Below are 24,126 nucleotides of genomic sequence, written 5' to 3' on the forward strand. Positions count from 1 at the left end.
AGCATGAAAGAGCGATTTGGATTATTACTGTTCCTAATTTTGGTAGTGAGTTCCTGCCAGAAAAAGGAAGAACCTATTACCATCACCTCAGAGGACTATCATAATTCGGTGGACAAGGTTACCGAAGTTATGATTCACGATATATTTTCCCCTCCTGTGGCAAGCAGGATCTATGTGTATCCCAACATAGCGGCATTTGAAATTTTGGCGCAAAACAATACCAAATACAAATCCCTGGCAGGCCAAGTAAGGGGGTTGGAACAAATCCCTGCGCCGAGCCAAACCGAAAGTATCAATTTTGAACTAGCGGCGCTCGTTGCCCATATCGATATGAGCAAAAGATTGATCTTCTCGGAGGAAAGAATAGAAAGCTATCGGGACAGCCTTTATACGAGTTGGGCAGATAAAAATGAAGCTGTGTTCAACGCCTCCAAGAACTATGGGCTTCAAGTGGCCGATCATATCGCTGCTTGGATGGATTTGGACAACTACAAGCAAACCCGGACCATGCCCAAGTTTACCGTAAACTCGGATGACCCATCGCGTTGGCAACCCACGCCCCCATCCTATATGAGCGGTATTGAACCCCATTGGAATAAAATTAGACCTTTTGTAATCGATTCTGCTGGACAGTTTAAGCCCACTCCACCACCGCCATTTTCCATGGAGGAAGATTCCGATTTTTATAAGGAGGTGAAAGAAGTCTATGATATCAGCCAAGAAATAACGGCTAAAGGTGATGAATCCGAAGAAGTGGCCATAGCGCAATTCTGGGATTGCAATCCCTATGTTTCCGTAACCCGGGGGCACCTCATGTTTGCCACCAAAAAGATTACTCCCGGTGCTCATTGGATCGGAATCGCCAAAATCGCTTCCTTAAAGACGAACTCCGATTTTGCAAAAACAGTTTATGCCTATACCCAAACTTCAATTGCCATTGCAGACGCATTTATAAGCTGTTGGGATGAAAAATACCGAAGTAACCTTATACGTCCCGAAACTCTTATAAACGAGCATATAGACGATAGTTGGGAACCAGTACTTCAAACACCTCCATTTCCAGAATATACAAGTGGGCACAGTGTGGTCTCAGGAGCCGCGGCCACCGCATTGACCGATATTTTTGGGGACAACTTTGCTTTTGATGATGATACGGAAATCCCTTATGGGCTTCCGGTGCGGTCCTTCGATTCCTTTAAGGAAGCCGCCGACGAAGCGGCCATCAGCCGAATGTACGGAGGGATTCACTATAGGGCCGCGGTTGAAATTGGAGTGAAACAAGGACGTGACCTAGGAAGTTTTGTAGTAGCCAACCTCGATTTGACCAATGATTAATACTAGGATTTGGATATGAAAAAAGCTGGTATTACCGTTGGTATAATTTTGGTTCTGGCTTTGGGCTGGTACCTTTTTTTAAAACCACAGGACTATCGGGTTAGCTTTAAGGCTAAAGCCTTGCCTGGAACCATAAACCAAACACTAAGGGCATGGAACCAGATTATGGATGGAAGTGCTCCGATCACCTTTTTGGATGATGGGCGTTTTGAGCAGCAATTGATGTTCAATGATTCGGTCTACCGCTATACATGGAACGTTACCCCCATCCATGATTCGCTAAGTCAGGTAGATGTGGATATCAAAGATTTGGACAATTCTATAATGAACCGGATTAAGCTTCCATTTTATGATACGGATTTTGAGACACGTTCCAAAAACACGCTGTTGGACTTTAACGAATTTCTTATTGATCATCTTGATGATTTTAAGATTACCGTTATTGGCGAGGAAGAACTCTTTTCTACATATTGCGCCTGTGTTGCCGAAAAAAAGCTCCAACGAGAGAAAGCTTCGGGGATGATGCGGAACTATTCACTGCTAAACTCCATAATTGCTGAGAACGAGATTGAACTTAACGGTCCGCCATTGATCGAAGTGCTGGACTGGAATGAAAAAACCGATAGCTTAAGCTATAACTTTTGTTATCCCATAATTAGATCCGAAAGACTTCAGAAACATCCAGAGGTCTTTTATAAACGACTCTTTGGGAAAAATGCCATCAAGGCCGTGTACAATGGTAATTATTTAACTTCGGACCGTGCTTGGTACGCCTTATTGGCCTACGCCGAACAAAATGATCTGGAAGTTGACCCCAAGCCCGTGGAGGTATTCTTTAACAATCCCAATATGGGAGGTGATGAGTTAATGTGGAAAACGGATGTATACCTACCAATAAAATCATCTAGTGAATAAGCTTTCCCTCTTATTGCTTCTAATTGCCATTCAGGCCTGTGCCCAAAAACCGTATTATGGTGATTATACTCTTTTAGGGAAACTTCCCGCCAAGCTGAACGAGGTTTCCGGAGTGGAAACCGCTGGGGATTCCACCTTATGGGTTATTGAGGATAATGGGAATAAGGATAAGGTTTACATGGTAAATCTTAAAGGCAAACTTGTGCGCGAACTTAAGGTAGATCATGCCAAGAACCACGATTGGGAAGATTTGGCCCAAGATAAAGCGGGAAATCTATACATAGGGGATTTTGGGAATAACGCCAATGCGAGAAAAAATCTAAAGATTTACAAATTGTCGAAACCTTTTGCCAAGAAAGGTGGTGAAATCGATGCAGAAAAAATTGAATTCCAATATCCCGAACAAAAGGAATTTCCTCCAAAGAAATCAAACTTGCGTTTCGATTGTGAGGCTTTTTTTCATCATAAGGGGTCGCTTTTCCTGATAACCAAGGATAGGTCAAGACCTTATCATGGAAAAGCCTATGTCTACAAAATTCCGGACACCAAAGGTGAATATACCGCTCAATTGGTAGGGGAGTTTGTTTCTTGTACCGACACCCAATTTTGCTCCATAACAGGAGCCGATATTTCACCTGACGGAAAAAAAGTTGCGTTACTGGGATCAGGATATATCTGGTTGTTCACCAACTTTGATTCGGATGATTTTACCAAAGGAACTAAGCGAACCATTGATGTAAAGCATAGAACCCAACAGGAATCCATTTGTTTTTTGGACGACAACACAATTATCGTAGCGGACGAACAATCCAAAACCAAAGGTCGTCACCTCTACTCTTACTCTTTAGACTAGAACCCAAAACCAATCCCAAAGGCAAACCGAATACCATCGGAACTATTGAACAATCCCAAGTTGGCGGACAATATCCCTGCTCCATCCACAAAAAATCCTCCTCCGTAGGAATTATGCCATTTGTCCGAACTATCTCCGGGGAACCAAACCCTTCCATAGTCGAACCCGCCAAAAATTCCAGGCGTAAACGGTAAAACCCCTTTTCGTTGTTTTCTGAAACTGAATCTTAGATCTGTATTTTGATAGAAAGAGGATTTACCGGTAAAACGTTGAAAACGAAAACCCCGAAGTCCATCATTGGCACCTATACTGGCACCTTGATAAAACTCGAATCCATCTCCAAAATTCACTCGCCCCTTGATTTTAGTGGCCAAAACCAATTGCCCATTGGAGCTCAACCTATGGTCTATGGACAAGCTTGGGATGATATATCCAAAAGATCTGCCCGAGGTGGTCAAATTGGTTTTATAGCCCCCATGAAGGGAGAAATCCATGCCGAGGGTAGGGAATGCATTGTCATCCGTATTGGAATAACTATACTCTGCATCCACGCCAAAAAAGCTTTGTTCGTTTTCTTCTCCGTTTGCTACAAAAAACTGGTTTATAAAGCGGTCTTCCGTCTCTTCTACTTCAATATCTTCATAGGACACTCCCAAACGCACTTTTGAACCTAAGTAACCTCTCCAAACCAATGAAGGGGCAAACTTAAGGACACTTATTCTCACCCTGTTAAAATCTAGGCCCAAGGGTTCCTCGTCATCATTGTTTTCCGTTTCATTCCCAAAACCAAAAAAGTTGATGGCAAAATTAGGGCTGGTAAACCCTGCGTCCAGTTCCAGGTTTACGCCTTCAAAGAAATTGGCAAATTCCCCATTGTATTGAAAAATAAACCCGTTGTTGGCGAAATAATAAGCTGCACTGAAAATATGTCGTTGCGTGAAAGGGTTTTGTCGAAATCCATTGACGACATAGGTATTTGTCAAGCCAATCCTGAATCCATCATCCGGATTGTATCCAATTGCGGGCAGAAATTGATTGTTACTAGCTTTTACTTGGAGAAACTCATAGGTATTGGTGTCATAATCATTAATTCTATGGATATTCCCACCAAACGCTTCGTCATAAGTATTCTTTTTGCTCCTAAAGTCGTAGGCATGTATCTTTTTAGAGCCTTCTGCGATCTTATACACGTCGTTGTTCTGTCCACCTACAAGGCGCACCTTAATTTTGGAAGTTTGGGTATTCGCATCAAAAACATCATCATCGTCCAATCCATAGATCCATAGCTCCTTGGTATATTGTGGCTGATAGGTTTTCTCAAAAAAGAGGTCTTTCTTTTTTCCATTTTTAATACGATACGCTTTCACCTCAACATCTCCATTGGAATGAGAGGTAATATGAAAATAATCGTCCTTATCCGTTCCCGTGATGACGCTGTATTTGTTCATAATCCTAAAATACTCCCTAGCCGTCTCCACCAAGTCACTTTTTCTAGAGAGCAGTTTCTGTTTGATTTGATCTACGGTTTCATCACGAACCTCTTCGGGAAAATGCATCAACGCTTCATCAATGACACTACCGGTTATACGTTGTTGAATAAATTTGGCCTGCTCGGTCCATTCTTCCAAAGTAGTCTCGGAAAGGATGGCCATATCAAGTGCAAAGGTTCTTGGTGAAGAAGTGAAACCTTTCAGGTTTCGTATTTCCTCATTAAAGCCCTCGAAAATCTTAAGGGAAGGCACTACCCGTGATCCCAATCCCATAACAAAACCATCTCCCCACCTGGAATACGCTTGATCCCTATCTCTTGGTATGGGCCTATAAACTATTTTACCATCTTCATTTTCAAACTCCGCCCAACGCCATTGATCAACATGACGATCCCAGTCGCCTATCAACATATCAAACAATCTCGCCTTAACGTAAGCCTCACTATCAAGAACATATTTCTCGTCCTTTCGGAGTTTTTTTATCAAGTCGTAAGTGCTTTCTATTTTTTCGGTCTTCCCAAAGCTTTCCAAGTCTGTATGGCCATCGGAAACGTGCTCTTCTATCATGACCAGTTCGCCTCCAAAATCGCTGTTGAACTGTCCCAGGGCATTTTGCTTGGGCACATAAAACAGTTTGGGGTTGGTATGGTATAGGCCTATGGCGTCAGAAAGGGTCCCCATGGTAAACGGGGCATAAGGATGCGCACCGGTGTAAAGATCCAAGAGCAACCTTTCTGGGTAGGTATCCTCAAATTTTCCTATGATATAACGTTCTTGAAAGGCCATAGCCTGAAGATAGCGTTCTGCACTTTTGCGAAGATCCCGCATCACAAACTGTCTACCATCCTTATGTTTTAAGCGCAAGGAATTGGACTGATTTCCACCACCTTTCCTAACTACCGTTAACCCACCATACAACGTATCTAGCACGGCCGTTGGGGCCTTCACTTTTGTTCCATAGTACTTTCTGTAGCGTTCACCCCATAACCATTTATGAAATCCACCCTTGGTGATTTCCTCCTCCGTATAAACAGAAGCTTCTTGGTATTTGGGAAAACTGCTTGGGTAGGTTGTCAAAGGCCCTTTTTCGTCCGCCTCCAAAACATCGGTCTGATATAACACTTCATCCCCTACAGCATCATAAAAACTAACATGGGAAGAACCATCTGTGAAAACCTTTAAAACAGCATAGCCCATTTTTCCGGTTGAAAATTTGCTGCCGTTCAGCAGTTTGGTCGCACCCGTTTTGGCGCCCGAACCACTAACAATCTGAGGAATATCCTTTTCAACAATATATTGAAGGGTATGCTCATGGCCCGATACAAAAATCACCTTGTCCGAAAATTGGGAAAGGGTTACGATCCGATTTTTGAGCCTGTTGTACATCTTATTGGTTTGGTCCTCAATCGAGGCACCTGATGTTTTGCGAAGCAAATTTGCCACGGAACCCAAAATAGGCAGGGGAACACTTCCTCCACTGGGGTAAATATGCTGCTTGAAAGAGAAATGTCCGCCGTGTGAACCATAGGTATACATGGGGTGGTGCATGGCGATAATTGTAGTTTTGTCCACATTCTTTTTAATAAGACTTTCCAATTCCTCAAAAAACCTTCCCCTTGATTTGATCTCGCAATCATCATTTATAGTGGGGTGTTTGTCCCAATCTACAAGGTACCACTCCGTATCAATGGTTATCAATAATACGTCATCACTGATTTTAACCGTTTCCAAAGGGCACCCGTTATCTGGCAAAAAGACATCCTTGCTATCCAAGGCCTTTTGAATATACTTTTCTTGCCGTTCCAAGCCTTTCAGTCCATTACTGTACCAATCGTGGTTGCCTGGCAGGAACACCGTTCTACCCTTAAAATTTTCTAGGGTTTTCAATTGGGCATCCAAATGGTTTTTAGCTGATTGATGTCCACTAGGGTCATCTTTTTCATCAGGAAATCCCGCAGGATAAATATTATCACCCAAAAAAAGTGCGGTGCTTTTCTTATCCGCTTTGGTAAGACGTTCTTTGAACATCTTAAGGGCCGGGTTCAGTTTTCCCGAAGGTGATTTTCCCGCATCTCCAATCAAATAAAACGTATGCTCTACCTGCTTATCCGTGCTGGGTTCATTACTAGTAAACGGGGTTTCATACTTTGCTTCGTAGGTGGCGCAACTTGCCGCAAAAACCAAGAACAAGCTATATAGGTAATGTTTCTTCATATCAATGAGGTTGATACCAAAATTTTGTATTTTGGATTGTTCAAACAACTGTTATGTCGGAAATTGTTGCAAAAGCTGAATCGTTTGTCACCGAACTTTTGGAAAACCAACTTGACCCAAGGTTCCAATATCACAATTTGCGCCATACCCAGCGTGTAGTTAAAAGTACTAAAGAATTGCTCAATTTTTACAATTTGGGCGATACCGAAAATGAAAAGCTGTTGCTGGCCGCCTGGTTTCATGATACAGGTTACACCAAGGGAACTCAAAATCATGAAGAAACCAGTTGTGCAATCGTATCCCAGTTTCTTAAAGAACACAAATACAACCCTGAAGATTTGACCCAAATCTGCGCTTGGATCATGGCCACTAAAAGGTACCATGAACCTTCAAATTTGCATGAAGAGATCATAAGGGACGCTGATGCTTCGCATTTTGCTAAAAAGAGCTATTGGGAAACTACGGATTTCTTAAAGGAAGAACTAAGGGAATTGGGGCTCGCAGATTATTCAGGAAAGGAGTGGCGCGACATCAACATTAAAATGTTCCGTAACGAACATCAGTTCTATACGGAATACGCAAAGGAAAATTGGGAAGAAGGCAAGGAAAGAAACCTGAAACAACTGGTAAAGGAGAAGAAGACCGAAAAGGAAATTGCCAAAAAAGAGGCCCTCAAGGCGAAGTATAAGAGTGAAAGCCCAGATCGGGGCATTCAGACCCTTTTTCGGGTAACCTTAAAGAACCATCTTACCCTAAGTGACATTGCCGACACCAAGGCCAATATCCTGCTTTCGGTCAACGCCATTATCATTTCGGTAGCACTATCCAATCTTATTCCCAAGTTGGACAATCCCTCCAATGCCTATCTTATTGTTCCCACTGGAATTTTTATCACCTTTAGCGTAGTATCGATGATTTTGGCCGTTTTGGCAACGCGACCCAATGTAACCAGCGGACAGTTTACCAAAAAGGATGTGGAGGATAAAAAAGTCAATCTGTTGTTCTTTGGAAATTTTCACAAGATGAGCCTTGCAGATTATGAATGGGCCATTCAAGAACTGGTAAAGGACAAGGAGTATATATACTCCTCCCTGACCAAGGATCTTTATTTCTTGGGATTGGTCCTGAACAGAAAGTATAAAATACTAAGGTCAACCTATACGATCTTTATCATTGGTATTGTGATTTCTGTTATCGCCTTTGCAATCTCATTCCACTTTTTTGGCGGAACGGATAGAATCTGAAAAACTTTGGGTTTTTAGGACTTAAGTTCTTCCATTAAATCCTCGTACGTATAGGTCCTCTCGGATTTGGCATCCTTGTCCTTGGTGTATAAAATTTCTGCCCTAATTGCTTTCAAACCCGTTACACCCTGTAAGCCCTCCAATTCTACAATTTCAATATTGTTGGTGAAGTAACCTTTGGCTTTCAGGAACTTGATGTAGCGCATATACTCTTTCTCATCCTTTCTTTGGCTATAAACGATGGCCAACTTCCCTTTTTGCGTTAGACGTTCATTGGTACCCTTGATATAGGATTTGTCAATGCGTTTTTTGATGATTTCGTAACGCGCATTGTAGGTTCCGTCCACATCAAATCGCTTTTCATCCATTCTAAAACGGATGGATAGAGAGGTACTGTATACCAACATCAAAGAGGCAACATCCAACTTAACGGGCAAGTTTGGCTTTAAGGCGTAATACCTGTTCTCCATGTCGCACATGACCTGCAATTGCCACAATCTTAAGTTGCTGAGATAGAGTTCATCGAACTTTCGGTCATTGGCAATGGAACTGCCTATGTACATATTGTGCTCCACCCCATCGGTCTTGTAGCGCTCAAAATAATGGGGAAACATTTCCTGCGCCTCCAACTGCTTCTTATCCAGCAGTGCGGCCAGCTGCATATTGGCTTCCATAACACTGTCATCATAATTGCGGCGATGATCGTAATAGGACTCCGTTTCCTCATCAATCTGGGCCTCATATTTGGCAATATACGGTTCAAGCTCCTTGTTTTCTTCCTTTAGGTGTTTGAAAACAGGATTCACCTCTTCTTTCACAAAGTCAAATATAGCCTGCTCCGTATGGGTGTACAGGGCTTCCTTAACCTCATCCAGATAGGTGTTTACTCTGAACATCAACTCCTCGTAAATAGGTAGTTTATAGGTTTTGAAGGCCACTTCCAGCACATTGTTGATTTCTGATAGCTGGATCATCAGGTCTTTCTGAATGGAAAGGTTCCGCTCTTTTGATGAATCCTTGATATCCACTTGGCCATAAAGTGGGTAGACGTCCTTGAACACCACCTCTTTAAAGACGGGTTGATTACCAACCAGCTCATCTGCCATAAATCGCTTGGCCTCTTCCTGGAACTTCCAGTATACCGAAGAGTGCACAGTAGTACATTCGTGCTGAATAATAGCGTCCACGAGATTTTCTTCTTCCTCGATAGATCGTATCACCGCGGAAACAATGAAAGGCATTACATCGTCCAATTTGTTGGCATTGACGCTGTTGAGTTCGTTGACCGTATTTGATACAAGCTCCAATACTCCCAACAAATTGCCATTATCCGCTATGGGCGCCAAGATGGCACTTTTTATACCCTGCTCATGCAGGTTTTTATACGGTTGTTGTTCCCCGCCTGATTTTTCAAAGTATTTCTCCACATTGGGAATGGCGAAGTAGGTACTATCTCCCAATAATTTGCTGTGCGAATACCCACAAAGCATATTATCACAGGGTTCCATATCCTTGCCTTTTAAGATGTAACTCTCAATGCCTTTCCCATATATCTTAAGGAACTTATTGGCCTTGGAATCGTATCCGGTAAACCCGACATTAATTTCCTTCAAATTAAAAAGCGATCTAAAGGTATCCTGAAAACTATCCATGAAATCCTCATCACCTCGCTTGTTGTTTCCAATTAAGGTCGATTTGATATCAGAAATGGAATGCTCGGCGGTTACATCAAACATATTGGAAATGACGAAACCTTTTGAAACAAAGCTTCCGGGCGGAATCTTTTCTTTCCAAAGTTCAATATTGTCAAAATTTTCCAGCAATTCGTCAACATCGGCCTGAGTAAGCTCCTTGGATTTTTCAGTCGGAATTATCTCCATGAAATCCGCATTGTACAGTATCCTGTAATGCCGCATTACGCCGTTGGCATCGGGAATATCATAGAACAGAGGTCTCCTAAAATCCAAGTTAAACCCATAATGGAATGCTAGGACCACCGTACATTTCATTATGTAGTTCACGTCCATTGGCAGGTTCCGGATTTCAAGTTCAAATCCTTCTCCTGCATCCTTCAATATCTTCCTGAATCTTTCAGATGAATTGAAAACAATGTTTTCAAATGGCGTTGTTGCCGTTTTTATCTCATTTTGGGTAAGGACAGATGCAAACGTATCTGCAAGTATTAGGCTTATTACATCTTTGTGTTTGTCCAATAAAGACACATCGCTGAAGCCTTCCCGAAGTTCAGGATAGGGTGCTTGGGCATCAAGGATATATTTGGCCCTGTCCGCCAGATACTTATCCTTGCTTTTCAGCTGCGCATCATAATGCTCCAAAAGTTTGTTAAAACTTACCAATTGAAGCATTGGGCTATCTGCATTGTAGTTCTCCTTCATACGCCTATTTAGTCGAGTTTTAGCGAGTAAAGTTACAAAAAGAAAAAATGGGACCTTGTTAAGGGAATCTTTATGTATTTGTCGCCAATTTTAAGATATTTAAGAAAATTTGTTCCATGTCCTCCAACTTCAGACTAGATCGGGCCTATAAAAATGCCAAGCAGCTTGCATTTGATGACACTTCCAAGTTCATCTTTTTTAGCGATTGCCATAGAGGGGACAACAGTTTTGCCGACGACTTTGCGAACAATAGAAACATCTATTTCCACGCCCTTAACCACTATTATCGAGAAGGTTTTCAGTATTGCGAACTGGGAGATGGGGATGAGCTTTGGGAAAACCTGAATTTCGAAGCCATCTTTGAGGCCCATAAAAACGTTTACCAGCTGTTGCGGCAGTTCCATTTGGAAAACAGACTGCATATGGTTTGGGGCAACCATGATATGGTGTACAGGCAGAAGTCCTATGTGGATAAACATCTTTCCAGCTATTTTGAGCCCATCGATGACTCGGATAAGGAGCTTTTCCAAGGTATTAACTACAACGAGGCGCTTGTTCTGAAGCACCAACAAACGGGTCAAGAACTTTTTTGCACACATGGGCACCAGGCAGATTGGTGGAACTATGTATGCTGGCGTATTGGCAGGTTTTTGGTCCGAATCCTTTGGAAACCCCTACAAGTTGTTGGGATTGCAGACCCCACAAGTCCGGCAAAAAATTATAAGGAACTGATTCGGATTGAAAAACGAATCAAAAAGTGGATTTTGAAGAACAACCTTAGAATCACCATTGCGGGTCATACGCATAGGCCCAGGTTTCCGGAACCTGGACAGATTCCCTTTTTCAATGATGGCAGCTGTGTACATCCGCGAAGCATAACGGGCCTAGAGCTTGAAAACGGAAAGATTTCCCTGATCAAATGGCAGATAGCCACAAAGACCGATGGTACGTTGCAAATCGTAAGAATTTTACTGGAAGGTCCAGAAAAATTGGTAGATTACATTACCGATTGATGTATTTCACATCCTTTTGGCTAATACCTTCATAGCATCAATAAAAATGTCCAGCTCCTCGGTAGTGGTATATATGTTAGGTGTTATCCTGCAACCATGTACATTGGATTCGTCAATGGCCACCGTCCAAATTTTAAACTCATCTAATAGGGTCCTGGCCAGGTCTGCTGGTTTCATATTGGCAATGCCCACATTGGCAATACCACAGCTTCTATGTAAATCTTGAGGGGTGTTGACAGTAATATTTGGGACCTTCCTAAGAGTATCGCTCCAATACCGCTGCAGGTATCGCAATCGTTCCTCTTTTCGTTCCATCCCGATGCGTTCCAGATAATCCATGGCATCATTTATGGCAAGGTAGATATGGACAGGATTGGTCCCAGTATGGTTAAGCCTAAGGATATCCTTGGGTTCCTTGCCGTGTTCCGCCATCAAAGGCCAAATCTTGGATATATGACGGGAAGCTACTTGCAAAAGACCTACGCCCAATGGGGCATTCAACCACTTATGTAGGCTTGATCCATAGTAATCGCAATTAAGTTCATCGATATTTACTTGGATATGCCCTACGGCATGGGCCCCATCCACCATTACCTCCACCCCATAACTGTGAGCCATATCGCAAATTTTGCGCACTGGCAGTATATGGCCGGTAATATTGATCATATGGCAAACCATCAAGAGTTTGGTCTGTGGTGTGATTTGCGATTCATAAAGTTTCACTATCTCCTCATCAGATTTGGGGTTAAGTGGAACAGAAACTTCCTTGCAAACCACTCCATAACGATCTCGAATCATATAAAAGTGATCTCGCATGGACCCGTAATCCTGAACAGCAAAAATAGCCTCATCCCCTTCTTTCCAAGGATAGCCGCCTATGATCAAATCCAAGGATTCCGTTGCATTCCTGGTGATAACAAGGGTTTCTGGAGCGCACCCAACAAACTTGGCCAATCTTGCCGTGACCTTTTTCTTATTTTCCCATTGTTCGGTTCGCATGTAGTAAGACCCTTCATAGTTGACCATTTGGGTATGTTCCCATAATTTTTCCATGATGGGGCTAGGGGTAATGCAATAGTAACCGTTTTCCAAATTAACATAGTCTGGCTTTAGTCTAAAGTCCTCCCTTATTCGTTCCCAAAAATCTGTTCCAAACCCGAGTGGATATGGATTCTTAGGGGAGGCCTTATCTCTGGCACTCATCTGCCATGGAATAAAAGGTGTGGCTAGGGCGGCACCTCCCAATTGTTTTAAAAAATGTCTTTTTTCCATAATTCCATTACAAAGCGGCTAGTTCTAACCTATTGTATTTGAGTCAATTTACGATTTTCAAAGCTAATCAGAAAGGGAATTTTGAGCCCAAAGCGAGCGTTCCAGGCACGAAAGGATTCTTACATCGAAATAAAAATACTTTTAACAGCTATTTATCAGTCATATGGCAAGGTATTTGTTAACTTTAAGAAAAGTTATCGACCAAGTTGCTATGAAAAAACTTGTTTTTTTTCTTTTGTTGTTCGCTTTGGGACTTACCTCGGTCCAAGCCCAAGGAGACATCCCAACTACCCGACCATTGCAGATTGGGGAGCGAAACAACTTGGATATTAAATCCAGCAACCAGGGCACATTACTTAGAATGCCCTCTGTATTAGATGAGAACTTAATTTCCAAAAACAATAAGCCGGGAGTTAAAATGCTTCCTGACCGTGAGCTGGTCCAGGCTGGACACGACCTTAAGCTAGATCCAAAAATTGGGGAAAAAGAGAAAAAGGGTTCCAAAGAGCATTATGGCGACCAATATTTGGGTGATGTAAAGACCACAGCAAAATTTGTTGGTATCGTATGTCGAGATCACGAATACGTGGATGGTGATCGCGTTCGAATATATCTAAATGGAGAAGTTGTGGAACACAATATACTTCTGTCCGGCACTTTTAAAGGCATAAACATTGATCTTATACAAGGATTCAACCGGTTGGATTTTGAGGCGCTCAACCAAGGTTCATCCGGCCCCAATACTGCTCAAGTGGTAGTGGCTGATGATAAAGGACAGGTAATCCATAATAATCGATGGAATTTATCTACTGGTTCCAAGGCGAGCCTTATCGTAATCAAAGAAGCTGAGTAATCATTTTCTTAAAAACACCTCCTTAGAAAATAGATTGATCCATCTATTCTCTGTATCAAATTCCCCTTCGTTCTTAATAAAGAAATAAATTTTGGCCAGGCCGTTGTCCTTATTGATATCAATGGCAAATTGTTTTTCTCCATTGGAGGATAACTCAGATGCTATCTTATAATTAAATGTGTACACCAGGCCTTTATCCAATACCTGAATAAGTTTCACCTTGATATTTGTCCCCAATTCTTCACGGATTTGATAAGGAGCCATGCTATAAATGCCGTTGCCATGAGTTATTCCCATATGGACCATGGGGGTAACATAACCTTTCTCCCTAAACTCGTGCAGCCTGTCTTGGGAAGCCAATTGGACAAAATCAGAAATAATTTCATCAGAATGCGCCCTTAGTGTTGGGTTAAGTTCCGACAAATCAATCTCTTTGGGTTCGTTGGCACAGGAAAGGAATAGTAAAATCGTAAGTAGGCCTAAAAATCCTCTCATTTTCTATTCATTATTTTCACCTGGGTGATACGAACTAACCGCCCTTGCCAAAACGTCCGCTTTGTAAAAAGCTGCATCTTTCCATTCTACATCGGCATACATCTGAATTTGATCATCAAAATGGGGTGAGTTTGGGTTGCCGCTCTGCCCACCTGCAAGAATCGTCTTGGCCTTTACCTTTTCCCCAAATTCTACAGCTGCCACAAAGCTATTGCCCCGTGTCCCATAGATTTTTTTGGTGCCATTGTCGTACCGCGCACCATAAGCCGCCAATGCGCCCCACCGTCCACTGGCAAAACCGATGGGAATACTGGGTTGCGCATCATCAAAAGGCTGTCGGATAGCACCATTTAAACGTTGGTATCTATTAACATCTCCCCAAGGTATTTTCCATGTGCCAAAATCATTTTCCAATTGCTCAATGGTTTCTTGGAACAAGCTCAATTTTTCAGTATTGGAAGAGCCATTCCCCCAATACTGTACCAGTTGCATCGCATACAATCCTTCCGGCCTTTCTGCTTTTTGATAACATCTAGTTCCATAATAGTGCGCCAAGGTCATTGCCTCGGAGATTTTGGAAGTTCTAAAATCCCAATTTCGCAATAACTCGATCGGTTCGCTCAACCCAGGCCTTGGTTCGGTATCATAAGCCCTTACCAAACCTGGAATAAGGGCCTCAAAGGCTGGTAGATAGGTGTCATGGGCCAACTGAATCAAACTGTCAAGGGTATATCCACTTTTATCCTTTAACAATTCAATGGCGTGAACGCCTCTGAAATTCTCTTGGTCTCGAGACATGTATCTGGAGTAGTCTTGCCGTTTTGGGCTACTTTCCAAGGCTGCCGTATAAGGGGTCGAATTGCAGTTCTGTACCCATCCGTTTTTAGGGTTCAGTACCAAAATGTTCTCATCTACAGTGTGGAGCCCTTGCCAGTCGGTTTTGGGGTTGCTTCCATCCACGGGCTGGGTATAGTCAAATATGGTATCCCGTTTTGGAATGAAGTTGCCATGAAAATAGGCGATATTTCCTTCCGCATCCGCATAGACCGTATTGTTACTGGAGTTGGTCCGCATATCCATCATTTTTCGGAATCCGGCATAACCATCTTGTTTGGTTCTAATGAAAGACTGCTCCAAGGCCTTAACCGGTTCCCACATCATGGCAGAGGCTGTCCACTGCCCATCTACCGCATACGTAATTGGCCCATGATGGGTATGGTACAAGGGAAAGGTTTTCTCCTTGATTTCGGTACCCTCCTTGTATTTTAAAGTAACTTCGGATTTATCGACAGGCCTTAGCTCCTCCCCATATTGGTAAAATAAATTACCATCATTTTCAACCACCGTTTCCTTGAATTCGTCCAACACATCGGTATAGGTGGAGGTATGCATCCAGCCCGTTCTTTCATTAAAGCCTTGGTAGACAAAAAATTGGCCCCACGTTACCGCTCCGTATGCATTGAGTCCCTCCTCGCTTACCACGTGTACCTCGCCCCTAAAGTAAAAGGAGGTATGTGGATTGATCAATAGCATGGTATTGCCGGATGTTGTCAATTCTCCAGAAATAGCGATACCATTAGACCCCTGCGGCTCGGCCATCTCTGCTTCTTTTTTAAGCTCAAGCGCTTCCATTTTTGGAAGTTCCATTCCACTTTCATAAAAGGCCTTTATCTTCTCGATGGAAATGCGTTCAATGTCGCCTCCTATAGACCCTTCGCTAAAATACATGGGCATCCAGGGTTCGAATCGGGTCAATAGTCTCGGTTTCACCTCTGGATGGGTGTGTAGGTAATAGTTAACCCCATCTGCAAAAGCGTTGCATAAATCCTTTAACCAATCTGGGCTTTTTTCATAATTGGATTTGGCCTCCTCCTCATTCATGAAGAGTCGAGCTCGCAGGTCACTATACAAAGCCCCTTCACCTTCCACCTCTGCCAAACGGCCCGTTGCCCAAATATAGTTCTGCTCCACCCGATTAAAATCGTCCTCGCACTGGGCATACAACAACCCGAAAACGGCATCAGCATCCGTTTTGCCATAAATATGGGGTACTCCAAAATCGTCTCGGATAATCGTTATGTTTTCAGCTTGCGCCTCCCATTTTTCGATTTCCGTCTGGGGCTGCTGGGCGCATGAGAACGCTACCAACACGAACAATCCTAATATTACTCTCATAATTGCTATGCTTTTTTTAAAAACTGGGTTTTCAACACTATATGGGATTTACCAATCCTACATTCCACCTCCTGGGTGCTGTTGGTCAACCGAATATTCTTAATAAGATTCCGCGCTTCAAGGTTTTTGACATCCCTTTAATCTTTAAGTCTTTGGTGACATGCACGTTGTCGCCATTTTCCAAAATATTCCCGTTGCTGTCCTTGGTGTCCATTGTTTCAATTTAATGGTGAAAATACAGGAAATCAAATCGATTTACCAACTCCCGCTGGACCCGCCACCACCAGAGCTCCCGCCCCCACCGGAAAAACTGCTTGAACTACCAGAGGAAGACCCTGAACCAGATGCAAATGAATGTGTTCCTGAAGAGGAGAAGGTCTTTCTCATATACTTTTTATCGTTTTTATACAACGACAGTTTGAAGTCTTCCTTCCCCTTGATCATAATTTTTAGTGTTGCAAGAAGCAACGTAATTGTGAAGAAACCTCCAATAACCCAATACAACCAGGAATTACTTTCCAACAATTTTTCATAATCCTCTATTTTAATGCCCAAATCAAAAATCATGGTCACGAAAAACAACGGCATCAATATAAAAACCAGCGAAAACATGGTAGGAATCATGCCAAAAATCACCATAAAGAAACCCTGAAGCAATCCTAGTTTACCAATGAGCATCCCTCGGAACATTTCTATAATACCAGAGTAACTTTTGTAGAAGATAAAACCTCCGGCGCTAATAAAAATCATAAGAAAAAGAGACATGAAAATTCGGACCGGCCCATCTATTCCTTCTTCTTCCGACTCGATTTCCTGTTTAAACTCTTCCAATGCCTCCGGATGGGTCAAAAATGCAATAATTTGGTCGGCAGCTTGATCTATTCCCTCAAAGTAACGCCCATCCTTAAAATTGGGAATCATGGTATTTCGGATGATTCTAGAGGCCACTGCATCGGTTATGTAGGGTTCAAGGCCGTAACCCACTTCAATCCTCACTTCGCGATCATTCTTGGCAAAAACCACCAGGACACCATTGTCTTTCCCTTTTTGGCCCAGTTTATTTTGATTGAAGGTTCTGTTGGCGTAGGTCTCAATGGTCTCATTCCCCAGGTTATTAATGGTAAGTACCACAAGTTGGTTGGAAGTTTCCGTCTCAAAGGACGTCAGTTTGGATCTTAACCCGATCAATTGTTCCTCTGTAAAAATCCCGGCATTGTCCGTTACGATGTAGCCCAACTGCGGATAAGACTTCTGGGCGATGCCATGCAAGGCCATCAAAAGTAAGGCGAAAACAGTTATCGTTCTGAGCATGATGCTGGATGAAAAACACCTAAATATACACAAGTTGGGTGGTTAAGTTAATTTCTCACCAATCTTTTCCGCAGCTCTCCTTACTCTATTAATTTGAAGTAAATTGCACATTCCTTTTAAATTATCCCATGGCTGAAAAAAAGGTGAGTATCCTAACGGCATTTAAAACTATTATTTGGCCAAAACGAAAGTTGGTATTTATAGGTTTGTTACTCATTGCCGTAAGCAAGTCTGCCAGTTTTGTTGCGCCAATTGCTTCCAAATACCTGATTGATGATGTCATTGTCAACAAGGATTTGGACATGCTCAAATACCTGGTAGGAGGTGTAATGTTGGCCATTTTTGTCCAGGCCGTCACCTCTTTTTTACTCACCAGGATCTTAAGTGTTCAGGCTCAATATCTGATTTCGGAGCTTAGGGCACAGGTGCAGAAAAAAGTACTCGCACTTCCCATTCGGTTCTTTGACAATACCAAATCCGGGGCACTGGTTTCCCGAATCATGTCTGATGTGGAAGGTGTTCGGAACTTGGTCGGAACGGGGTTAGTCCAGTTGGTTGGAGGTGTAATTACAGCAGTGGTTTCACTGATTCTTTTATTGGATATTGATGTATTCATGACCCTGTTTACGTTCATTCCCCTTATCATTTTTGCCATAATCGCCTTAAAAGCTTTTAAGATCATCCGTCCAATTTTTAGAGATCGAGGGAAAATAAATGCGGAAGTCAAAGGAAGGCTGACCGAAACCTTGGGAGGTATACGGGTGATCAAGGGGTTCAATGCTGAACAGCAAGAAAAGGAAGTTTTTGAAGGCGGTGTCGATCGTTTGTACCAAAATGTAAAAAAGAGTTTGACCACAACCGCGTTTATGACCAGTTCTTCCACTTTCTTATTGGGGGTGGCCACAACTAGTGTAATGGGTTTTGGAGGTTATAAGATTATTGAGGGAGCACTTACAATTGGGCAATTTGTTGAATTCACCGTGTTGCTTGGACTTATGATCGCACCAATTGTGCAGATGAGCAATATTGGGAGTCAATTGACCGAAGCCTTGGCAGGATTAGATCGTACGGAGGAACTTATGAATATGGAGGAGGAGTCACAGGTCGGAGAAAGGACTTTACAGCTGGACACTATCGTTGGCAATATGCGATTTTCCAAGGTCTCCTTTTCTTATGAGGAAGATAAGGAGGTATTGCACAATATTAGTTTTGACGTGAAATCGGGCGAAGTCATCGCCTTGGTGGGCAGCTCCGGTTCTGGAAAATCCACAATCGCCGGGTTGGCCGCCAGTTTTCTGAATCCGGACTCTGGTATGATCACAATTGACGGAAAGGACCTCTCCAAAGTTGATCTGAAGAGCTTTCGACAGCATTTGGGGGTAGTGCTCCAAGACGATTTTTTGTTTGAAGGAACCATACGGGAAAACATCCTATTCCCTAGGCCTGATGCCAACGAAAGACAGCTCAATCAGGCCGTTAAAGCTGCCTATGTTGATGAGTTTACCGATCGGTTTGAGGAAGGATTGGATACACTGATAGGAGAACGCGGTGTGAAGCTTTCAGGAGGACAGCGGCAACGGATTGCGATAGCCCGTGCCGTTCTTGCGGACCCTAAGATCCTAATTTTGGATGAGGCCACATCCAGTCTCGACACGGAATCCGAGGCATTGATCCAAAAAAGTTTGGCGGAGCTGACCAAAGGCAGAACTACCTTTGTTATCGCTCACCGTCTGAGTACAATTCGCAAAGCGGATCAAATTCTAGTGATTGAAGAGGGGCACATCAAAGAGCAGGGTACGCATGACGAACTTATCGCAGCCCAAGGGCGTTATTACAACTTGTTCACCTATCAGGCAAGAATTTAACCTTCTTCCGGAGCCAATTCCACTTCCAGGCCATCCAGGTTTTCGGTCATGTGAATCTGACAGCCAAGACGGCTGTTTTCCTCCACAAAAAAGGCTTCGGCCAGCATAGCGTCCTCATCATCTGATTTTTCCGGAAGCTCATGATCGGATTTCACATAACATTGGCATGAGGCGCACATCGCCATCCCTCCACAGATACCAATGGTCCCTTCGGGAGCCAGCTCATAGGAACGTACCACCTCCATCAGATTCATGTTCATATCCGTTGGGGCATCTACCTCATGTAAAACGCCATCGCGATCGGTGATTTTTATTTTAATATCGGACATTACTATTCAATACTTTTTACAACTGCCTTTGGCGCCTCTTTTTTGCTTCCATCAAACCCTGTAACACCACCAACCGTTGTGTATTTCATTACATATTTTTTATCTGGGTGAATGCGCTGATAGGCACTTTGGCACATCAGGGTAGCTTCATGGAACCCGCACAAAATCAACTTTAACTTTCCTGGATAGGTATTTACATCCCCAATGGCATAAATTCCAGGAATATTGGTTTGATAATCCAAAGTATTGTCCACTTTGATGGCATTCTTCTCAATTTCCAAGCCCCAGTCTGCAATGGGCCCCAATTTAGGGGAAAGTCCAAAAAGAGGTATAAAATTGTCCACTTCCAGATCAATTTCTTTTGAATCGTCTGTTTTTCTAACAATAACCTTTTCCAATTTTTCCTTCCCTTGAAGATCTATTACCTCAGCGGGAGTAATCAAACTTATTTTCCCTTGATTTTTCAGTTCCTGAACTTTCTCCACGGAATCCAAGGCTCCCCTAAATTCATTTCGGCGATGCACTAGTGTAACTTCAGTGGCTATATTGGCAAGAAAGATTGACCAATCCAATGCGGAATCCCCTCCTCCGGCTATAACAACCTTTTTATTGCGATACACCTCCGGTTCTTTGATCATATAGGCCACACCTCTATCCTCAAATTGAGTAAGATTCTCCAGTTGTGGCTTTCTGGGTTCAAAACTACCCAGTCCACCTGCTATGGCCACAATTGGGGCATTATGCTTTGTGCCTTTGTTGGTGGTCACCAAAAAGGTGTCATCCTCTAATTTTTCAATGGTTTCTGCTCTTTCCCCAAGTGTAAACCCGGGTTGAAAAGGTTTTATCTGCTCCATAAGATTATCCACAAGTTCACCAGCCAAAACCTCTGGAAACCCAGGGATATCGTAAATTGGTTTTTTAGGGTAAATCTCTGCACATTGACCACCGGGTTGGGGCAATGCATCTATCAAATGGCATTTGAGCTGCAACAAACCTGCCTCAAAAACAGCAAAAAGACCCGTAGGCCCAGCTCCAATAATCAGAATATCGGTTTTAATCATTCCACAAGGGTATTTGGATATCTGCGCAACTTAGGATTTGTTGTAGACAGGAATTATGACTTATGTCAGTCTAGCTTACGTTAATGACCTCCTCTATCTGAGGAGCATACTTCTTAATCGTCATTTCCACCCCACTTTTTAGGGTCATCTGGTTTACACTGCACCCAATGCAATTGCCCTCTAGCTTTACCTTCACTAAACTATCGTTATCGATGGAAATCAATGAAATGTCACCTCCATCACTTTGAAGAAAAGGTCTTATCTCATCCAGTGCCTTCTCCACATTGCTTTTTATTTCTTCTGATGTCATGCTCATTTCTTTTTAACGGCAGCACACCCTGCCATTGTTGTAATCTTTATTGCCTCTGTAGGCGGTAAATCAGTATTTCTTCGCACCAATTCCTGAACCACGTTTTTGGTGAGGTCCTCAAACGCTTCTTCCGTAGGTGTTGCCGTCTGCATGGCAGCCGGTCTTCCCACATCTCCAGCTTCCCTTATGCTTTGGACCAATGGTATTTCGCCAAGAAAGGGTATTTCCAAATTCTCTGCCAAATTTTTGGCGCCATCTTTCCCAAAGATATGATATTTGTTGCTAGGCAGCTCTTCTGGTGTAAAGTAGGCCATGTTTTCCACAATGCCCAAAACGGGAACACTTATAGCCTCTTGTTGAAACATTGCAACCCCCTTGCGTGCATCTGCCAAGGCAATCTCCTGAGGTGTACTCACCACCACTGCACCGGTAACCGGCAGTGATTGCATAATGCTCAGATGGATATCCCCAGTTCCCGGAGGAAGGTCTAAAAGCAAAAAGTCCAATTCACCCCAATGGGCATCAAAAATCATTTGATTGAGTGCTTTGGATGCCATTGGCCCCCTCCAAATAACCGCCTGGTTGGGTTGGGTAAAAAAACCAATCGACAATAGCTTAACCCCATAGTTTTCTACGGGCTTCATTTTGGATTTGCCGTTGATGTTTACCGATAACGGCTTTTCCAGCGCCACATCAAACATAATGGGCATTGACGGACCGTAGATATCCGTATCCAAAAGCCCAACTTTAAAGCCCATTTTGGCCAAGGTAACTGCCAAGTTGGCCGTGACCGTAGATTTTCCAACTCCGCCTTTCCCTGAAGCTACCGCAATAATATTTTGGATACCTGGAATTGGGCTCCCCTTAATTTGGTTGACCTTGGGTTTTGCAGGCGCATCCACTTTGAGGTTGACCTTAATCTTGGCCTTTTCGTAGACCTCCTTATGTATGATTTTAAGTATCTCTACCTCGGTCTTCTTTTTGGCCTGAAGGCTTGGGTTCTTTATGGTAACATCTACTTCCACCTCATCACCAAAAACCTGAATATTGGTCACCGCACCGCTTTCCACTAAATTTTGTCCTTCACCTGGTGCAGAAATGTTTTCTAAAGCCTTGAGTATGTCTGCTTTTTTCAGCTTCATCTATCTTATTTTGTTTGCAGTCGTTTAAACCGATTCTAAATTACAAAGATACGCCATGCCACTTGGATTAAGAAGTTTGTGTATTGAAAATGAAGATGGTGGGATAGGCTATCGCTATCTCGTTCCAAACGTTTAGTTTCTTTATTCCAGTTCCTTTCCCGGATCCCAAAAAAACTTTTGAAAATCTACAATTTGATTGTCCTTTACCGATATCCCCTCGTTTTCCAAAAGTTGTTGCATGAGGTTGGTCCCATCAAAATGCTGTTTTCCTGTAAGCACTCCAACACGGTTGACCACACGATGGGCAGGAACATCCTTGGCTCCGGAATTGTTCATGGCCCAACCTACCATCCTTGCGCTCCGGGCGGCTCCCAAATATTTGGCGATGGCTCCATAGGAAGTTACCCGACCAAACGGGATTTGTTTGGCCACTTCATATACCTTGTCAAAGAAGTTTTGTTCCTCCATTTATTTGTAAAAAATTCGAAATAAGGTGATTACCAATAGTACCAACATAAGTGCACTGAGAATGTAGTTGGAGTTTTTGGAAAACCGGTTGGTCTTGGTCTCCAATTTATTGAAATAGAAAGTATAGAGGTACAAAACGGAAAAAGTACCACTCCCAGCCGCCAATACAAAAGTGATGGTATCGGCCAGTTCAAACTTTATCCAACCAGCTTCGTTCCACATGGCGTTCAAACCACTATAATACGGAATGGTGAGCAGATTAAGCGCCGCCAAAAGGGTTCCTTTAAAAAAGCTGTTCTTTTTGCTCATTTTCACCGCCTCCATCTTCTTCTCCTTGTTTCGTTTCGCGATTAGAAAAAAGTAGATCGCAAAAAAAGCAAAGACCAGTAATGCGGCCTTAAGTAGCATATCTATGGCCTCGGGGTTCCGATATAGAAACTTGGAAATTAGCACGGCGATATAGGCTTGCACCATAATCATGGATGACACCCCTAAACTGAAGATCACCCCATTCAGTTTGCCTTTTTCAACGCTGGTCTTAGCAGCATTCATATTTAACAGTCCAGGTGGCACGGTGGCCATAAACGCCGCGGAAAATGTAGCAAAGAAAAGAATAAGAATGTGCGTCATTGGTTAGTGGACCCTAAACTGAATGTAGGTTATTGGTTTTCCTTTCTCAAGATACTGATTTTCATAAAATGTCTGGATTTCAAGTACCTCCGCTGGGCTCCCTGCATTTTTGTAAACATCGTGATTGGAATATGCGATTTCCAATCCCAAACCTTGCAACAATCCCAGAGTATAACCATGCATAAACTCGCTATCCGTCTTTAAGTTGACCAGACCATTGGGCTTTAGAATGTGTTTGTACTTTTTCAGGAATTCTGGATTGGTCATCCGGTGTTTGGTGCGCTTAAATTTAATTTGGGGGTCTGGAAAGGTGATCCAAATCTCATCAACTTCATTTTCTGCAAAGAGCATATCAACAAGTTCTATTTGGGTTCGAAGAAAAGCTACGTTGGCCAAATCCTTTTCCAAGGCTGTTTTGGCCCCACGCCAAAATCGAGCCCCTTTGATGTCAATTCCAACATAGTTTTTGTCTGGATTTCTTTTCGCCAAGCCCACGGTATACTCCCCTTTGCCACATCCCAATTCAAGTACAATGGGATTTTCGTTCTTAAAAAACGAAGTCCATTCGCCTTTCAAATGAAATCCTTCCATGATTTCTTCCCTAGTTGGTTGCACAACATTGGAAAAAGTCTCGTTCTCCTTAAACCGTTTTAATTTGTTTTTACTCCCCACAGTAATCGAATTGGGTCTAGATTTAATGTTTTGGCAAAACTAAGGAAATCCAAAGGCAAAACAGGTTTCGTTTTTTTGCTTTT

Annotated in this window: 20 protein-coding genes and 1 pseudogene; 7 read left to right on the forward strand and 14 right to left on the reverse strand. The window is 42.8% G+C overall.

Going from position 1 to position 24,126, the window contains the following annotated elements; all coding sequences use genetic code 11:
* Nucleotides 1–3 precede the first annotated feature (3 nt).
* Genes BUC10_RS07295 through BUC10_RS07305 form a run of 3 tightly spaced genes read left to right on the forward strand, consistent with a single transcriptional unit; the run spans nt 4 to nt 3,103 of the window.
* Nucleotides 4–1,335, forward strand: a complete 1,332-nt coding sequence (locus BUC10_RS07295; protein ID WP_073177887.1) for a vanadium-dependent haloperoxidase — start codon at nt 4–6, stop codon at nt 1,333–1,335.
* Between the two features lie 15 nt (nt 1,336–1,350).
* Nucleotides 1,351–2,250 (forward strand): GyrI-like domain-containing protein, encoded by a 900-nt coding sequence (locus BUC10_RS07300; RefSeq protein WP_073177889.1) that lies wholly within the window; start codon nt 1,351–1,353, stop codon nt 2,248–2,250.
* Nucleotides 2,243–3,103, forward strand: coding sequence for an NHL repeat-containing protein (locus BUC10_RS07305; protein WP_073177892.1), 861 nt, complete (start codon nt 2,243–2,245; stop codon nt 3,101–3,103). Before BUC10_RS07300 ends, BUC10_RS07305 begins: the two co-directional genes overlap by 8 nt.
* Here the strand turns inward: BUC10_RS07305 and BUC10_RS07310 are convergent.
* Nucleotides 3,100–6,807, reverse strand: a complete 3,708-nt coding sequence (locus BUC10_RS07310) for a metallophosphoesterase (RefSeq protein ID WP_073178865.1) — start codon at nt 6,805–6,807, stop codon at nt 3,100–3,102. The two genes, BUC10_RS07305 and BUC10_RS07310, sit on opposite strands and share 4 nt — an antisense overlap.
* Before the next feature lie 53 nt (nt 6,808–6,860).
* Here BUC10_RS07310 and BUC10_RS07315 point away from each other — a divergent pair, with 53 nt between their 5' ends.
* Complete coding sequence (locus BUC10_RS07315; RefSeq protein ID WP_073177894.1) at nt 6,861–8,051, forward strand: Pycsar system effector family protein; 1,191 nt, start codon at nt 6,861–6,863, stop codon at nt 8,049–8,051.
* 14 nt (nt 8,052–8,065) lie between these two features.
* Here the strand turns inward: BUC10_RS07315 and BUC10_RS07320 are convergent, their stop codons facing one another.
* Entirely contained in the window at nt 8,066–10,447 is a 2,382-nt protein-coding gene (locus tag BUC10_RS07320; protein ID WP_073177896.1) for a GAF domain-containing protein, read from the reverse strand.
* 116 nt (nt 10,448–10,563) lie between these two features.
* Between BUC10_RS07320 and BUC10_RS07325 the strand changes: the two genes are divergently transcribed.
* On the forward strand, nt 10,564–11,460 hold the full coding sequence (locus BUC10_RS07325; protein WP_073177898.1) for a metallophosphoesterase: 897 nt from the start codon (nt 10,564–10,566) through the stop codon (nt 11,458–11,460).
* Nucleotides 11,461–11,466: 6 nt separating this feature from the next.
* On the opposite strand, the gene BUC10_RS07330 is transcribed toward BUC10_RS07325, so the two are convergent.
* Entirely contained in the window at nt 11,467–12,732 is a 1,266-nt protein-coding gene (locus BUC10_RS07330; RefSeq protein ID WP_073177900.1) for an aminotransferase class V-fold PLP-dependent enzyme, read from the reverse strand.
* 211 nt (nt 12,733–12,943) lie between these two features.
* Here BUC10_RS07330 and BUC10_RS07335 point away from each other — a divergent pair, with 211 nt between their 5' ends.
* On the forward strand, nt 12,944–13,585 hold the full coding sequence (locus BUC10_RS07335) for a hypothetical protein (protein ID WP_073178867.1): 642 nt from the start codon (nt 12,944–12,946) through the stop codon (nt 13,583–13,585).
* Here BUC10_RS07335 and BUC10_RS07340 read toward each other — a convergent pair whose 3' ends face one another.
* The 4 genes and pseudogenes from BUC10_RS07340 to BUC10_RS07355 all read right to left on the reverse strand — a co-directional run bounded on the left by BUC10_RS07340 (nt 13,586) and on the right by BUC10_RS07355 (nt 17,566).
* Nucleotides 13,586–14,080 carry a hypothetical protein gene (locus BUC10_RS07340; RefSeq protein WP_073177903.1) on the reverse strand — a complete coding sequence of 165 codons (495 nt, stop codon included), beginning with the start codon at nt 14,078–14,080 and terminating at the stop codon, nt 13,586–13,588.
* Nucleotides 14,081–14,083: 3 nt separating this feature from the next.
* Nucleotides 14,084–16,255: an acylase gene (locus BUC10_RS07345; protein ID WP_073177905.1), complete on the reverse strand. Its 2,172-nt coding sequence runs from the start codon at nt 16,253–16,255 to the stop codon at nt 14,084–14,086.
* Between the two features lie 5 nt (nt 16,256–16,260).
* A pseudogene (locus BUC10_RS18065) lies at nt 16,261–16,469 on the reverse strand (PhnA domain-containing protein).
* 41 nt (nt 16,470–16,510) lie between these two features.
* A complete protein-coding gene (locus BUC10_RS07355; protein ID WP_073177908.1) occupies nt 16,511–17,566 on the reverse strand; it encodes a TPM domain-containing protein in 1,056 nt (351 codons plus the stop codon).
* Nucleotides 17,567–17,694: 128 nt separating this feature from the next.
* On the opposite strand from BUC10_RS07355, the gene BUC10_RS07360 reads away from it, so the two are divergent.
* Complete coding sequence (locus BUC10_RS07360; protein WP_073177910.1) at nt 17,695–19,431, forward strand: ABC transporter ATP-binding protein; 1,737 nt, start codon at nt 17,695–17,697, stop codon at nt 19,429–19,431.
* Here the strand turns inward: BUC10_RS07360 and BUC10_RS07365 are convergent.
* The 7 genes from BUC10_RS07365 to trmB form a co-directional block, all read right to left on the reverse strand.
* The gene (locus tag BUC10_RS07365; RefSeq protein WP_073177913.1) at nt 19,428–19,760 is read right to left on the reverse strand and encodes a 2Fe-2S iron-sulfur cluster-binding protein; all 333 of its coding nucleotides are present in this window, start codon (nt 19,758–19,760) and stop codon (nt 19,428–19,430) included. The genes BUC10_RS07360 and BUC10_RS07365 overlap by 4 nt on opposite strands.
* A 2-nt stretch (nt 19,761–19,762) precedes the next feature.
* The gene (locus BUC10_RS07370; RefSeq protein WP_073177915.1) at nt 19,763–20,821 is read right to left on the reverse strand and encodes an NAD(P)/FAD-dependent oxidoreductase; all 1,059 of its coding nucleotides are present in this window, start codon (nt 20,819–20,821) and stop codon (nt 19,763–19,765) included.
* Between the two features lie 70 nt (nt 20,822–20,891).
* Entirely contained in the window at nt 20,892–21,131 is a 240-nt protein-coding gene (locus BUC10_RS07375; protein ID WP_073178869.1) for a NifU family protein, read from the reverse strand.
* 2 nt (nt 21,132–21,133) lie between these two features.
* Nucleotides 21,134–22,273, reverse strand: coding sequence for an Mrp/NBP35 family ATP-binding protein (locus tag BUC10_RS07380; protein ID WP_073177917.1), 1,140 nt, complete (start codon nt 22,271–22,273; stop codon nt 21,134–21,136).
* A 141-nt stretch (nt 22,274–22,414) separates the two neighbouring features.
* Nucleotides 22,415–22,741, reverse strand: coding sequence for an MGMT family protein (locus tag BUC10_RS07385; RefSeq protein WP_073177919.1), 327 nt, complete (start codon nt 22,739–22,741; stop codon nt 22,415–22,417).
* Nucleotides 22,742–23,371, reverse strand: coding sequence for a LysE family transporter (locus BUC10_RS07390; RefSeq protein ID WP_073177922.1), 630 nt, complete (start codon nt 23,369–23,371; stop codon nt 22,742–22,744).
* A gap of 3 nt (nt 23,372–23,374) precedes the next feature.
* Nucleotides 23,375–24,043, reverse strand: a complete 669-nt coding sequence (trmB, locus tag BUC10_RS07395; protein ID WP_073177924.1) for a tRNA (guanosine(46)-N7)-methyltransferase TrmB — start codon at nt 24,041–24,043, stop codon at nt 23,375–23,377.
* Nucleotides 24,044–24,126: the final 83 nt, after the last annotated feature.

The organism is Flagellimonas flava, from assembly GCF_900129665.1.
GTDB lineage: Bacteria > Bacteroidota > Bacteroidia > Flavobacteriales > Flavobacteriaceae > Flagellimonas > Flagellimonas flava.

Bases quoted from the DNA above. Each gene is read 5' to 3' on its own strand.
- BUC10_RS07295 (WP_073177887.1), top strand. From the start codon at position 4: ATGAAAGAGCGATTTGGATTATTACTGTTCCTAATTTTGGTAGTGAGT.
- BUC10_RS07300 (WP_073177889.1), top strand. From the start codon at position 1,351: ATGAAAAAAGCTGGTATTACCGTTGGTATAATTTTGGTTCTGGCTTTG.
- BUC10_RS07310 (WP_073178865.1), bottom strand. From the start codon at position 6,807: ATGAAGAAACATTACCTATATAGCTTGTTCTTGGTTTTTGCGGCAAGT.
- BUC10_RS07315 (WP_073177894.1), top strand. From the start codon at position 6,861: ATGTCGGAAATTGTTGCAAAAGCTGAATCGTTTGTCACCGAACTTTTG.
- BUC10_RS07320 (WP_073177896.1), bottom strand. From the start codon at position 10,447: ATGAAGGAGAACTACAATGCAGATAGCCCAATGCTTCAATTGGTAAGT.
- BUC10_RS07325 (WP_073177898.1), top strand. From the start codon at position 10,564: ATGTCCTCCAACTTCAGACTAGATCGGGCCTATAAAAATGCCAAGCAG.
- BUC10_RS07330 (WP_073177900.1), bottom strand. From the start codon at position 12,732: ATGGAAAAAAGACATTTTTTAAAACAATTGGGAGGTGCCGCCCTAGCC.
- BUC10_RS07335 (WP_073178867.1), top strand. From the start codon at position 12,944: ATGAAAAAACTTGTTTTTTTTCTTTTGTTGTTCGCTTTGGGACTTACC.
- BUC10_RS07340 (WP_073177903.1), bottom strand. From the start codon at position 14,080: ATGAGAGGATTTTTAGGCCTACTTACGATTTTACTATTCCTTTCCTGT.
- BUC10_RS07345 (WP_073177905.1), bottom strand. From the start codon at position 16,255: ATGAGAGTAATATTAGGATTGTTCGTGTTGGTAGCGTTCTCATGCGCC.
- BUC10_RS07355 (WP_073177908.1), bottom strand. From the start codon at position 17,566: ATGCTCAGAACGATAACTGTTTTCGCCTTACTTTTGATGGCCTTGCAT.
- BUC10_RS07360 (WP_073177910.1), top strand. From the start codon at position 17,695: ATGGCTGAAAAAAAGGTGAGTATCCTAACGGCATTTAAAACTATTATT.
- BUC10_RS07365 (WP_073177913.1), bottom strand. From the start codon at position 19,760: ATGTCCGATATTAAAATAAAAATCACCGATCGCGATGGCGTTTTACAT.
- BUC10_RS07370 (WP_073177915.1), bottom strand. From the start codon at position 20,821: ATGATTAAAACCGATATTCTGATTATTGGAGCTGGGCCTACGGGTCTT.
- BUC10_RS07375 (WP_073178869.1), bottom strand. From the start codon at position 21,131: ATGACATCAGAAGAAATAAAAAGCAATGTGGAGAAGGCACTGGATGAG.
- BUC10_RS07380 (WP_073177917.1), bottom strand. From the start codon at position 22,273: ATGAAGCTGAAAAAAGCAGACATACTCAAGGCTTTAGAAAACATTTCT.
- BUC10_RS07385 (WP_073177919.1), bottom strand. From the start codon at position 22,741: ATGGAGGAACAAAACTTCTTTGACAAGGTATATGAAGTGGCCAAACAA.
- BUC10_RS07390 (WP_073177922.1), bottom strand. From the start codon at position 23,371: ATGACGCACATTCTTATTCTTTTCTTTGCTACATTTTCCGCGGCGTTT.